Source organism: Legionella resiliens (assembly GCF_021344005.1).
GTDB classification, from domain to species: Bacteria; Pseudomonadota; Gammaproteobacteria; order Legionellales; family Legionellaceae; genus Legionella; species Legionella resiliens.
This window is the reverse complement of sequence record NZ_JAJTND010000005.1, coordinates 525942-537911: the sequence shown is the minus strand read 5'-3', so window position 1 is coordinate 537911 and position 11970 is coordinate 525942. Positions and strand designations below refer to the sequence as shown.

The following is an 11970-nucleotide window of genomic DNA, read 5'->3' as shown; positions in this document are numbered from 1 at the left end:
TAGGATTGTAGTTTTTAATTTGACTTCTTTTTATCAAGCCACAAACGAAAGCGAGCTAAAGTTTTATTCCCCATAAATAACCTGATTGTTGCAAGTACAATAAAACCTTTTAGGAATTGCAACTTAGACCCTTTTCTAATCCAAAAATCGCATTCTTCTCCTTTTGTAAGTACAAATAGCTTTTCGTAGAAGATGATTCTCGGAAAAGGGAGAGAAAAAAAATTATTAATATTTTTTCCATGGGTACCAAAAATAATGGGGCCCATGGGTAAACGAAGCACATCAAGAAATAAGATAAAATAAAGAAATACGACCCAGGAGGCATGTTGTGAGGTTTTTTCAATCCAAAGACAGGTGATTTCATGAGGCTTTTTTTGATCAAAGTTGTAGTCGCTATAGAGCTTCTGCAATTGAGATGGATTCAATGGGAGAAAGGTTCGATAGTTAGGACCTGAGTTGATACAAAAACCTGCCAACATGTTCTCCTCTGAATCTCTAAAAAAAATACGGACCTTGGAGCTTTTAAAGTATTCAAGGTCAGAGCGATTATGCGCCAGGGATGAGTAATGGGTTCCATAGATTTTAAGTAAACTATCATTTTTAATTATTTTTGTTTTAATCATCATCCAGGCTCAAAAAAAACTCTATTTTCAATTATAGGACATATTGGATTATTTTTTATCTAAATGATGTAAATAAGACAATTTATAGTGGGTCACCATAGATACATAAGAACCATTTGAATTTTTTGAAGTGTTATTGCGCTCATTGAGACGACAAGATTTATTATTCAAGAAAATTGCTTAGGGCATGTTGACAATTCCACTGCCTACGTGCCGCGAACAAGTCGCGGCACGTAGGCGGCGGGGATGGATTGTCAACATGCACTAATCTATAAGTGATTAATTAATTTTTTCTAATTCACATGTATTGGAAGAAAACAGCAGATAATCCATTAAAAAATTAGGGATACGTTGCTCCAACCAAAAGTGCCTTTTATCTGCAATAAATCCTACATGGCCTCCATGTGGGCTTAATTCTAAAAGAATATCTGAAGATAGCTCACCAGTACCGGGGAGGATCTCAGGCGTCATAAAAGGATCATCCAAAGCATGAATAATTAAAGTAGGTGTAGCAATTTGAGAGAGATACTGTCTGGAACTGGATTTTTGATAATACTCATCTGCATTAGCAAATCCATGTAACGGAGCAGTGATTTGTTCGTCAAATTCGTATAGGGTTTTTATAGAAAACAGCTTCTGTTTAGAAAGCGGTAATTGGCAATTTATAACATCCAATTTTTGTAAAAAGACGGTGCGTAATTTTTCTAACAAATGTGCCTGATACACACGAGAAAATCCTTTATTTATCTTTTGAACTACATTTTTCAATTGGAATGGTACAGAAACTGCTACGGCTGCATCAATTAAAGATTGGGAGCTTACTTCTCCTAACCATTTGAGAAGTATATTACCGCCTAATGAAATACCCACCACAGCTTTCTTGGTTTTGGGTTCTCTAAATTTCAATACATTGAGAAAATGAGCCAAATCAGTGGTATCTCCTCCATGGTAAAAGCGTGGCAGACGATTTGGCTCACCGCTTGCACCACGAAGATTCATTAAAACAGCTCGGTAACCTGATTTATTGAATGAATTGAACAAGGTGCTTACATATGCTGAATTGATATTACCACCTAATCCATGAACAAGAATAATTAAAGGGGCATCAGTACCTAATCCATTAACTTTCCAGGCTAGATCAATAAAATCGCCATCAGGAAGCTCAAGTCGCTCATAAGAATCAACAGAGACATTCACTCGATGAGTCAATGTCCGATACAGAGTTTGCCCATGTGTATTGGTGAGCCACCAAGCAGGTTTAAATTCACTATGAATGATCATGCTCTGTCCTATTGAGTTGAGACTTATTTGGTCTTTTTAGTATTAGTTTAATCTATAAGTATAAAATAACACTAAAAAGAAATAAATGAGATTGAAGAGTTGTGGTATTAATTACGTTTATCATTGCTAAAGCGATCATCTGCATTTAAATTATCTTAATAAAGGTAACTTTTTTCAATAAAATTAAATAATTAGTTATTGGGGGAAGGAGTATTTTCTTAGTAGGGGGTGTGATGCAAGTAAAGGCAGCAGTAGCATACGAGGTTGGGAAACCACTGGTAATTGAAATGGTTGAGTTGGAAGGGCCAAAAAAAGGAGAAGTACTCGTCGAAATTAAGGCTACAGGGGTTTGTCATACTGATGCATTTACATTATCTGGTGATGATCCTGAAGGGCTTTTTCCCGTTATTTTAGGGCATGAAGGTGCTGGCGTTATTGTCGATATTGGCCCCGGAGTGACTTCTCTAAAACCTGGGGATCATGTAATTCCCTTATATACTCCTGAATGTCGTAAATGTGAATATTGTCTTTCCCAGAAAACCAACCTTTGTCAGGCAATTCGCGCAACACAAGGTCAGGGGGTAATGCCTGATGGAACAAGTCGTTTCAGCTTTAATGGAAAAAAAATCTTTCATTATATGGGGACATCAACATTTGCTAATTATATTGTATTACCTGAAATTGCTGTTGCGAAAATTCGTGAAGATGCCTCCTTTGAAAAAGTATGCTATATCGGTTGTGGTGTTACTACAGGGCTAGGAGCTGTATTTAATACAGCAAAAGTTACTCCAGGCTCTCGTGTTGTTGTTTTTGGTTTAGGCGGCATTGGACTTAATGTGGTTCAAGCCGCGCGTATGGTTGGGGCAGAGCAGATCGTCGGTATCGATATTAGACCCGAACGTCGAGCATTGGCTCAAAAAATGGGAATGACTGATTTTGTTAATCCTATTGAAATTAATAATGATTTAGTGGCATACCTTGTTGAATTGACTAAGGGAGGCGCTGATTACAGTTTTGAATGTGTAGGTGATGTAAAACTGATGCGTCAGGCACTGGAGTGTTGTCATAAAGGTTGGGGTGTTTGTACCATAATTGGGGTTGCAGGGGCAGGGCAGGAGATTTCTACCAGACCCTTCCAATTGGTTACGGGCAGAGTGTGGAAAGGATCTGCATTTGGTGGGATGCGTGGACGTACCGATGTCCCTAAAATTGTTGATTGGTATATGGATGGGAAAATCAATATTGATGATTTAATTACTCATGTTCTTCCCTTTGAGCATATTAATCAGGCCTTTGATTTAATGCGTCAGGGAGAGTCAATTCGGACGGTGCTCACTTTTTAGAGGCTTAAGGAATAAATTAAATGGCATCCATTGAACTTATTGAAGAGCATTTCTGTTTTGGCGGTACTCAACGGGTGTATTCCCATCAATCTGAGGTAACTCATTGTACGATGCGTTTTGGTCTTTTTTTGCCACCACAAGCGCAGAAACAAAGTGTCCCTGTATTGTACTGGCTTTCAGGATTAACGTGTACAGAACAAAATTTTATTACTAAAGCAGGGGCCCAGCGTATTGCTGCTTATTTAGGTTTGGCTCTTGTTGTACCCGATACAAGTCCTAGAGGGGTAAACTTGCCAGGGGATAAAGAAAGTTATGATTTTGGTGTGGGTGCCGGATTTTATGTGGATGCTACACAACAACCTTGGTCAAAATATTATAATATGTCAACTTATGTACATGAAGAGTTACCGACTGTGCTGCAGCAAAAGGTTCCACTCAATCATCGTGCTTGTGGTATCTTGGGCCATTCTATGGGAGGACATGGCGCACTTATTTTAGCCTTGAAACATCCGAATCAGTATCGTTCAGTCTCTGCCTTTGCTCCAATTTGTGCGCCCTCCCAATGTCAATGGGGACAAAAGGCCTTCACAGGTTATCTGGGAACAGATAAGAAACACTGGAAGGAGTACGATGCGTGCGAACTCATTGCAGAGAGAGGATGGCCGCATCAGCATATTTTAATTGATCAGGGTGTCCAGGACCCTTATTTAAAGGAGCAACTAAAGCCAGAGTTATTTCAGACAGCATGTGTGAAAGCTCGGGTGGCACTTAATCTGCGTATGCATGAGGGTTATGATCATAGCTATTATTTCATCGCCAGTTTTATCGAGGATCATTTAAATTTCCATGCATCAATACTCTATGGTAATCATTAAAAATTGGCCGAACCAATTTCTATGATGAGAGGATAAAAATTATTAGGATCTGTTTATATTTCTGCTATCTTGGCCAAGCTGCCCCTGATTTTACGCGTTTCAATGCTCACATCCTTCCTGTATGCTGCGCTCGGTACTCAAAAATCAGATCATTGTGACTCAAGCGAGCGAAAAGTAAACAAACCCTATGGATGGGAGAAAAAAATGAACAAAAAAATTGCTTTGATTGTTGCCGGGCTGATTTTTACTTTAGTGGCTTTAATCCATGTTTTACGCATTATCTATTATTGGCAAGTAACAGTTGCAGGATACAGTATCCCAATGTCAGCCAGTAGTGTTGCCTTAAGTGTTTCAGCTATTTTAGCTATATGGATGTTTGTTGCGGCCGCAAAGAAATAAAATATGCAGGCCACGACAAAAGCCTTAAAAACGTGGAATTAATATACTGCCGGGTTCATTTTATTTGAAAAAAATGAAACAATCTGTATCCTATATCCTCGTAAATGAAGTACTCTTCTACCAAGTAATTTGCTTTATTTTTCTTTGGATTTTATTATCATGAAAAAAGTATTATGTTTAAGCGCACTGATGATGCTATTGAATCATTCGAGTTTTGCCTATCCAATGCCAAATTCTTTTCCACCTTTTCAGATTGCCGGAAACTTGTATTATGTGGGGACTGATGATCTTGCAAGTTATCTGATTGTTACGCCTAAAGGAAACATTTTGATTAATAGTGACCTTGAGGCAAATGTTCCTATGATTAAAGCCAGTATAGAGAAACTAGGTTTTAAATTTAGCGATACAAAAATTTTGCTAATCAGCCATGCTCATTTTGATCATGCCGCAGGTAGTGAATTGATTAAGCAGCAAACCAATGCAAAATATATGGTTATGGATGAAGATGTGCCTTTGGTTCTATCTGGCGGTAAATCTGATTTTCATTATGCAAATGACCCCAGTACTTATTTTACTCAAAGCACGGTGGATAAGGTGCTTCACGACGGGGATAAGGTGGAATTAGGAGGAACTGTATTAGCTGCTCATGTGACTCCCGGACATACTAAAGGTTGTACTACTTGGACAATACAACTAAAAGATCACGGTAAGCACTATCAGGCCGTAATTGTAGGAAGCCTTGGCGTAAATCCTGGCTATAAATTGGTTGATAATATGACTTACCCTAATATTGCCCAGGATTATAGGCATTCCATAAAGGTACTCGAATCGTTGCGCTGTGATATTTTTCTGGGAGCTCATGCTGGAATGTTTGATCTCAAAAACAAATATTTATCATTGCAGAAGGGTAGGAAGAATCCCTTTATTGATCCGGAAGGTTGCAAAAAATATATTGAACAAAAAGCACAGGATTTTTACACGGAGCTTAAAAAGCAGGAAAATGTTAACCAATCTGTATAACAGCTGAGTTCGCAAAAAAACGGGATTCGCTTCACTGCCCCAGGCTACAATCTCAGAACATTAGAACTAATAGTTTTATTGTAGTCTGGGTGAAGGCGTAACCCGGAACCCGGGTTAGGGCTTCAACTTCAAAATATTCATTCTATGAATTAAGTTCTCGATTCTTACAAAAGCAATCAACTAAATGATCATCGACCATTCCAACTGCTTGCATGTAAGCATACATGATCGTTGACCCGACAAAACTCATTCCTCTTTTTTTTAAATCTTTCGACAAAGCATCTGATTCGGGGGTGGTGGCTGGTACTTCTTGAAGATTTTTAGGATAATTTATTTTAGGATTTCCATTTACAAATCGCCAAACATAGTTGTCGAAGGAGCCGAATTCCTCAACAATTTTCAAGAACACAAGTGCATTCTTGCGTGCTGAAAAAATTTTAAGGCGATTACGAATAATGCTCGGATCCGTGAGTAAGGCCTGTAATTCTTCATCCGTCATTTTTGCTACAGCGTTGGGATCGAATTGTTTGAATGCTTTACGGTATGCTTCGCGGCGTTTAAGTATTGTTTCCCAGCTCAATCCTGCTTGTGCTCCTTCAAGTAAAAGCATTTCAAAGTGTCTCTGATCATTATGTACAGGAATACCCCATTCCATGTCATGGTATTGTTCATAATAAGGCTTGCCGCTTCCAACCCAAGTGCAACGTTTCATGATGGACTCATTATCTCCTATATGTATTACATTTAGCGTGAATTTTATTAAGATGAATTGAAAATTTATCTTATTGTCCTACGTTCTGCGACTTGTTCGCGGAATCCATGCAGGATCTGATTCATACCAAACTTAATCTTATTCTCCAGGTTCTGGATCCCGCGAACAAGTCGCGGAACGTAGGCTAGGCGTCAACCCGCCTTAATGTATGAATTGAGTTTTGATCATAGCGTCTTTAAGGTGAAAAGACTATTTTAATAAGTCTTTTCACTCTACTGTTTTTCCTGAGAAATATCGCTTCGTCTTGTATTTGTTCAGGAATCGCTTAAAATTCACTACATACGATAATATTATATTTGTTTAGAGAATTTCATGTCCGATTTTTATCAGGATTTTAATACACGACGAACCTTCGCAATTATTTCTCACCCTGATGCGGGTAAGACCACAGTAACCGAGAAATTACTTTTGTTTGGAGGCGCAATTCAATTAGCTGGAACTGTTAAAGGACGTAAAGCCGATAGGCATGCGACTTCTGACTGGATGGAAATGGAAAAAGAGCGTGGTATTTCTATTACTACTTCTGTTATGCAGTTTGTACATAATCAGCATGTCATGAATTTGCTGGATACTCCAGGGCATGAGGACTTTTCAGAAGATACTTACCGTACGTTGACTGCAGTAGATTCAGCGTTGATGGTAATTGACGTAGCCAAAGGGGTCGAGGAGCGAACGGTTAAATTAATGGAAGTATGTCGTTTGCGTGATACGCCAATTATGACTTTTATTAATAAACTGGATCGTGAAGGTCGCGATCCTATTGATTTACTGGATGAGGTTGAATCAGTTTTAGGTATTCAATGTGCGCCAATTACTTGGCCTGTAGGCATGGGAAAACGTTTTAAAGGCATATACCATCGCTATGAAGATATCGTTTATTTATATCAACCCGGAAAAAATGCGCAAAAGCAAGATGCGATGCAAATTAAAGGATTAGATAACCCCCAATTGGATGAAATATTGGGCGATGGTGCTCAGGAATTACGTGAAGAAATCGAGCTCGTCAAAGGCGCTTCCCATGAATTCAATTTGGAGGACTATTTAGCGGGTAAAATGACCCCAGTTTATTTTGGATCTGCAATTAATAATTTTGGGATCAAAGAGTTACTGGATGATTACGTTCGTTATGCTCCAGGTCCACAACCTCGTGCAACCCAAGAGCGGTCTGTAGTACCTAATGAAGATACTTTTAGCGGATTTGTATTCAAAATCCAGGCTAATATGGATCCGAAACATAGGGACAGAATTGCTTTTTTACGTATTTGTTCTGGAGCATACAGAAAAGGAATGAAAATCAATCACTTACGTATTGGTAAAGAAGTACAAATTTCTAATGCCTTAACCTTTATGGCTGGTGATCGCTCCCATACAGAAGTTGCTTTGCCTGGCGATATTATTGGTTTACATAATCATGGAACAATTCGCATTGGCGATACCTTTACTCAAGGTGAGCAATTAAAATTTACCGGAATTCCCAATTTTGCTCCTGAGCTGTTTCGGTTGGTGCGTTTAAAGGATCCGTTAAAGAGTAAAGCCTTATTAAAGGGTTTAATTGAATTATCTGAAGAAGGCGCAACCCAGGTATTTAGACCATTAAATAGCAATCAATTAATCTTGGGAGCAGTTGGAGTACTGCAGTTTGATGTGGTCGCTCACCGTTTGAAACATGAATATAAGGTGGATTGTATTTATGAAACAGTGAATATAGCATGTGCTCGTTGGGTTTATTCTGACGATGATAAAGCAATGAGTGAATTTAGAACAAAAGCGCATGATTATCTGGCACTGGATGGGAGCGATGCTTTAATGTATCTTGCTCCAACTCGTGTTAATTTAACAATGGCTGAAGAACGTTATCCCAAAATTCAATTCCATGCGACGCGGGAACACTAGGACGTTTCGCTTCAAGATCCGATGTCCGAAAAGCTATGGCTCATCTTGAACGAAAAAATACGCTGATCAATGCTTAGATATGCTGCGCTTTCTCATCGTATTTTTCGTTCAACCTGAGTTCTAGGTTCAAACATACCCTCTGAACGGTGACTCTGTTGAGCCCAGGATATAATTAGAGTGTTCTTTATAAATGAATTTCTGTGTATATTAAGCAGCAGTGCACATAGCTTTTACTGTATGCGGCCCTAAGTTAGTGATTTCAACTTTTGCGCCCGAATCTGCATTAATCTTTAAATTCTCACCTGGATGGACGGTGATTCGTATCGATTCTCCCGTAGACAAACCGATATCATTAACTTTTCCTTTTTTAGCTAATGCTACAACCAAAAACTCATCCCCTTCATCTTCTGAAGCAATTTTACAGTTTGCTTCTACAGGCCAAAACAGATAATTAAGAAATATTTGAGGATCATTACTAGGTAATTCATATTCAATCGTAACCCCTCGTTGGAGCAAATGACTTTCCATAGAATATGCGTTTGTACTTAAAGATGCGGCAAAATACAACAAGCAAAGTCCGAATTTTCGTAACATTAAATAACTCCATAATGATAATAACTGAACTAAGATACATTTATTTTGTACGTATGGCAAATTAATATTCATGCCTTGAATGGTAGTGCTGTAACCTAAGTGGGATATAGAAAAACCCGGGGAAAAACCCAGGTTTTTTGTGCTGTTTATCCGGATTTATAATGCTTCCAAAGCCTTGGCAATGGATTCAGTCATTACTTTTGCATCACCAAACAGCATGTAAGTATTGTCATGGTAAAACAGATCGTTTTCTACACCTGCATAGCCAGGTGCCATGCTTCGTTTAACAAACAATACATTTTTTGCTTTTTCTACTTCCAAAACGGGCATACCATAAATTGGTGAGCCAGGATCGGTTTTTGCTGCAGGATTGGTTATATCGTTTGCCCCAATTACATAAGCCACATCGCAGCTTGTAAAATCACGGTTAATTTCACTTTGTTCAAAAACTCTATCATAGGGAATATTAGCTTCTGCAAGCAACACATTCATATGGCCAGGCATCCGACCGGCAACAGGATGAATTGCAAAGCGAACTTTGATGTTGCGATGTTCTAAGGCATCAACTAATTCTTTGACTGCATGTTGTGCATGCGCTACCGCCATACCATATCCAGGAACAATGATTACATCTTTAGCATTATTTAAGAGGAATGCTGCATCCTCACCATTACCTTGTCGTACTGCCCGTGATTCATCCACTGTATTAGCGTGTAAATTAGCTGCTGATGACTGAATGCCCCCAAAAATTACATTAAAAATGGAACGATTCATCCCCACACACATGATGTAACTAAGAATGGCTCCGCTAGCGCCTACTAAAGCTCCGGTAATAACAAGTAAATGGTTGCTGAGTGTGAATCCAATACCTGCTGCTGCCCACCCTGAGTAGGAGTTAAGCATTGAGATAACCACTGGCATGTCCGCACCGCCAATAGGGATAATGAGCAATATGCCAATTAAAAAAGATAAGCCAGCCATGACACTAAAAAGTGTCAGTGTTTGGTTAATAAAAAACAAGGCCAATACAGCGAGTATGGCTAGCGCAGTAATCAGATTAATTAGGTTATGACCTATAAGCTTAATCGGTTTACCCGACATAATTCCTTGCAATTTGAGAAAGGCAATGACTGAGCCAGAAAAAGTGATGGCACCTATAATTAAACCGAGACTCATTTCGATAAGGCTTGCTTTAGCAATTGCCCCTGGGACACCAATATGAAACGAAGCGGGGGCCAAGAAAGCACAGAAAGCAACTAAGACTGCCGCCATCCCCACTAATGAGTGGAATGCTGCGACGAGTTGTGGAATAGCAGTCATATTAATTTTGAATGCAATATAAGTCCCAATTATCCCTCCTGCAATCATTAAGCTGATGAGTAAAGGTTGATGATATGTTGTTGGCATCATCAAGGTTGAGCCTACGGCAAGAATCATACCGGCAATACCCAAAAGATTTCCTCTCCTTGCAGATGCAGGGCTGGCTAAACCTTTGAGTGCCAATATAAAACACACAGCAGATAATAAATAAAATAAAGGAACTAGGGCTGTCATAAGAAATTATCCTTAATTTTTGTAACTATTTTTTATACATACGCAACATGCGTTGAGTTACAACAAATCCACCAAAAATATTAATCGACGTAATAAATATTGCTAAACCGCCGATCCAGGTGATTTTTCCTGTTAACTGGCTTCCTGCAGCAATGAGTGCCCCTAAAACAATAATACTGGATATTGCGTTGGTGACTGACATTAATGGAGTATGCAAAGCTGGAGTGACCTTCCATACGACATAATATCCTACAAAGCAGGCCAAAACGAAAATAGTGAGTATGGTAATGTAGGGATTACCTAGAGTGTTAATCTCATGCACTTTGTGTCTCCTTTATTGCCTGAAATGGTAGATATTGATTTTGATGACAAAGCACTGCTTGCTGAATGATTTCATCACTGGGGTTTAATGTGATTTCTGGAGGTTGGGGTGCGAGCAAATTAATAAGATGCACTAAATTATTGGCATACAGTTCACTTGCAGTAGCCGGAACTAGTCCCGCCATATTACTTAAACCGATGACAGTCACTTCTCCATGTTTTATGGTTTTATTAAGAATGCTGACTTCGCAGTTCCCCCCTCGGGAAGTTGCAAGATCAACGACAACTGATCCAGGCTTCATTTGGTCTACAGTTTTTTTATACACTAAAACAGGTGCTTTTCTCCCTGGAATTAAGGCTGTGGAAATGACAATGTCTGCTAATTTAGCGTATTGATCAATAAGTTCTGCTTGAAGTTTTTTATATTCTTCACTCATTTCCGAAGCGTAGCCACCTTTAGTTTCACTGTCTTGATCCTGACTCACTTCAATAAATTCTGCGCCTAAACTTTCAACTTGTTCTTTCGCTGCCCGCCGTACGTCAAACGCGTAAACTACAGCCCCTAAACGTTTGGCTGTTGCTATGGCCTGCAAACCCGCGACTCCTGCACCCAGAACAAGCACCTTAGCTGGCTGAATCATTCCTGCTGCTGTCATCATCATCGGAATGGCGCGATGGAATTGAGAACATGCTTCTAGAACAGCTCTATACCCTGCCAAGTTTGCTTGTGAGGATAGGCTATCCATGCTTTGAGCACGGCTGATGCGGGGTATAAGGTTCATTGAGAGCAGTGTAATTTGTTTTTCTTTGCACCAGGTGATGAGTTTACTTTCTGGATCATTATCTATATGGCCTATGACCAAGGCACCCTGGGACAGGCCTTCCAGAGTTTTGGGATCAGGCTCATCAATACAAAAAAGAAGATTCGCTTTTCCGAGGATACTTTTTTTATCCTGAATAGAGGCACCGACTTCTTCGTAATTTTGATCTTTGAAACCGGCAGCAAGGCCTGCATTTTTTTCGATGGCGACTTCAAACCCTGATTTTATAAAGTGCTTTGCTGAGTTAGGAGTAATGGCTACTCGGGTTTCATTGTCTGGTGCCAGTAACGTTGCAATCATCATGGTAAATCCTTTTCACCTAAATATTCATTATCCTATTGTAATTTAGATTGATTTTCCAGACTAAGAATGATTTTAAATAAGATGATCAAAGATATTGAAGCTGAGTGCGACGAAGAAATCCCCGGAACTATCCCAAAAATTTTTTTCGCCAACATATCCGAATAAACCTTC

General features: G+C 39.2%; 12 protein-coding genes. 5 read left to right on the top strand and 7 right to left on the bottom strand.

Annotated features, from left to right (window positions below):
- Positions 1 to 14: 14 nt before the first annotated feature.
- Both LXO92_RS14870 and LXO92_RS14865 read right to left on the bottom strand, forming a co-directional pair.
- Positions 15 to 626: a hypothetical protein gene (locus tag LXO92_RS14870; protein WP_182350306.1), complete on the bottom strand. Its 612-nt coding sequence runs from the start codon at positions 624 to 626 to the stop codon at positions 15 to 17.
- A 276-nt stretch (positions 627 to 902) separates the two neighbouring features.
- Positions 903 to 1904 (bottom strand): hydrolase, encoded by a 1002-nt coding sequence (locus LXO92_RS14865; RefSeq protein ID WP_182350305.1) that lies wholly within the window; start codon positions 1902 to 1904, stop codon positions 903 to 905.
- 233 nt (positions 1905 to 2137) lie between these two features.
- On the opposite strand from LXO92_RS14865, the gene LXO92_RS14860 reads away from it, so the two are divergent.
- From LXO92_RS14860 to blaFEZ, 4 genes are all read left to right on the top strand, one after another.
- Positions 2138 to 3247 (top strand): S-(hydroxymethyl)glutathione dehydrogenase/class III alcohol dehydrogenase, encoded by a 1110-nt coding sequence (locus LXO92_RS14860; RefSeq protein WP_182350304.1) that lies wholly within the window; start codon positions 2138 to 2140, stop codon positions 3245 to 3247.
- A gap of 20 nt (positions 3248 to 3267) precedes the next feature.
- Positions 3268 to 4122, top strand: coding sequence for an S-formylglutathione hydrolase (gene fghA, locus LXO92_RS14855; protein ID WP_255666715.1), 855 nt, complete (start codon positions 3268 to 3270; stop codon positions 4120 to 4122).
- A 204-nt stretch (positions 4123 to 4326) separates the two neighbouring features.
- Positions 4327 to 4521: a hypothetical protein gene (locus LXO92_RS14850; RefSeq protein WP_182350303.1), complete on the top strand. Its 195-nt coding sequence runs from the start codon at positions 4327 to 4329 to the stop codon at positions 4519 to 4521.
- A gap of 159 nt (positions 4522 to 4680) precedes the next feature.
- A complete protein-coding gene (blaFEZ, locus tag LXO92_RS14845) occupies positions 4681 to 5541 on the top strand; it encodes an FEZ family subclass B3 metallo-beta-lactamase (protein ID WP_232891247.1) in 861 nt (286 codons plus the stop codon).
- 142 nt (positions 5542 to 5683) lie between these two features.
- Here the strand turns inward: blaFEZ and LXO92_RS14840 are convergent, their stop codons facing one another.
- Entirely contained in the window at positions 5684 to 6253 is a 570-nt protein-coding gene (locus tag LXO92_RS14840; RefSeq protein WP_182350301.1) for a DNA-3-methyladenine glycosylase I, read from the bottom strand.
- A gap of 372 nt (positions 6254 to 6625) precedes the next feature.
- On the opposite strand from LXO92_RS14840, the gene LXO92_RS14835 reads away from it, so the two are divergent.
- Complete coding sequence (locus LXO92_RS14835; RefSeq protein WP_182350300.1) at positions 6626 to 8206, top strand: peptide chain release factor 3; 1581 nt, start codon at positions 6626 to 6628, stop codon at positions 8204 to 8206.
- 207 nt (positions 8207 to 8413) lie between these two features.
- Here the strand turns inward: LXO92_RS14835 and LXO92_RS14830 are convergent, their stop codons facing one another.
- The 4 genes from LXO92_RS14830 to LXO92_RS14815 form a co-directional block, all read right to left on the bottom strand.
- On the bottom strand, positions 8414 to 8800 hold the full coding sequence (locus LXO92_RS14830) for a hypothetical protein (protein WP_182350299.1): 387 nt from the start codon (positions 8798 to 8800) through the stop codon (positions 8414 to 8416).
- A 156-nt stretch (positions 8801 to 8956) separates the two neighbouring features.
- A complete protein-coding gene (locus LXO92_RS14825) occupies positions 8957 to 10354 on the bottom strand; it encodes an NAD(P)(+) transhydrogenase (Re/Si-specific) subunit beta (protein ID WP_232891246.1) in 1398 nt (465 codons plus the stop codon).
- 25 nt (positions 10355 to 10379) lie between these two features.
- Positions 10380 to 10676, bottom strand: coding sequence for a proton-translocating transhydrogenase family protein (locus tag LXO92_RS14820; protein ID WP_131779146.1), 297 nt, complete (start codon positions 10674 to 10676; stop codon positions 10380 to 10382).
- Positions 10669 to 11799 carry a Re/Si-specific NAD(P)(+) transhydrogenase subunit alpha gene (locus tag LXO92_RS14815; protein ID WP_182350297.1) on the bottom strand — a complete coding sequence of 377 codons (1131 nt, stop codon included), beginning with the start codon at positions 11797 to 11799 and terminating at the stop codon, positions 10669 to 10671. The genes LXO92_RS14820 and LXO92_RS14815 overlap by 8 nt, the downstream gene beginning before the upstream one ends.
- Positions 11800 to 11970 lie beyond the last annotated feature (171 nt).

Coding starts and splice junctions, on each gene's coding strand:
- LXO92_RS14870 (WP_182350306.1), bottom strand. CDS start 626: ATGATGATTAAAACAAAAATAATTAAAAATGATAGTTTACTTAAAATC.
- LXO92_RS14865 (WP_182350305.1), bottom strand. CDS start 1,904: ATGATCATTCATAGTGAATTTAAACCTGCTTGGTGGCTCACCAATACA.
- LXO92_RS14860 (WP_182350304.1), top strand. CDS start 2,138: ATGCAAGTAAAGGCAGCAGTAGCATACGAGGTTGGGAAACCACTGGTA.
- fghA (WP_255666715.1), top strand. CDS start 3,268: ATGGCATCCATTGAACTTATTGAAGAGCATTTCTGTTTTGGCGGTACT.
- LXO92_RS14850 (WP_182350303.1), top strand. CDS start 4,327: ATGAACAAAAAAATTGCTTTGATTGTTGCCGGGCTGATTTTTACTTTA.
- blaFEZ (WP_232891247.1), top strand. CDS start 4,681: ATGAAAAAAGTATTATGTTTAAGCGCACTGATGATGCTATTGAATCAT.
- LXO92_RS14840 (WP_182350301.1), bottom strand. CDS start 6,253: ATGAAACGTTGCACTTGGGTTGGAAGCGGCAAGCCTTATTATGAACAA.
- LXO92_RS14835 (WP_182350300.1), top strand. CDS start 6,626: ATGTCCGATTTTTATCAGGATTTTAATACACGACGAACCTTCGCAATT.
- LXO92_RS14830 (WP_182350299.1), bottom strand. CDS start 8,800: ATGTTACGAAAATTCGGACTTTGCTTGTTGTATTTTGCCGCATCTTTA.
- LXO92_RS14825 (WP_232891246.1), bottom strand. CDS start 10,354: ATGACAGCCCTAGTTCCTTTATTTTATTTATTATCTGCTGTGTGTTTT.
- LXO92_RS14815 (WP_182350297.1), bottom strand. CDS start 11,799: ATGATGATTGCAACGTTACTGGCACCAGACAATGAAACCCGAGTAGCC.